We start from the raw sequence: 273 nt of genomic DNA, 5'->3' as shown, positions 1-273 counted from the left end.
AGAACAATGACCGGCTTGCCCTCCAAGGCCGGGTTGAAGGCGCGCTCGGCCGAGGCGTAGAAGCAGTTCACGTCCACGTGCGCTATTTCCTGCATGCGGCGCATCACTGCCGGCTTAGACACCGGTGCCACCCGTAATCGTGCATCTGATGCGAGAGCGCCTGTTAGACATGGTGCAGGCACTTGGTGGCCACGCCCCAGATCGTCAATTCCGACAATGCCGGAACATGGATGTCCGGGAAACGCGGATTGTCTGCCTGCAGGATTACGCCTG

1 protein-coding gene is annotated in these 273 nt (G+C 60.4%); it reads right to left on the bottom strand.

Going from position 1 to position 273, the window contains the following annotated elements; all coding sequences use genetic code 11:
* On the bottom strand, positions 1–95 hold a 95-nt coding region (locus SB764_RS40200), incomplete at its 3' end, for a hypothetical protein (RefSeq protein ID WP_410866780.1).
* Positions 96–273: the final 178 nt, after the last annotated feature.

The sequence above is a fragment of the Paraburkholderia sp. SIMBA_027 genome (genome assembly GCF_046535315.1).
Taxonomy (GTDB): domain Bacteria; phylum Pseudomonadota; class Gammaproteobacteria; order Burkholderiales; family Burkholderiaceae; genus Paraburkholderia; species Paraburkholderia tropica.
The sequence above is the reverse complement of the archived record's forward strand: the minus strand, read 5'-3'. Positions and strand labels throughout refer to the sequence as shown.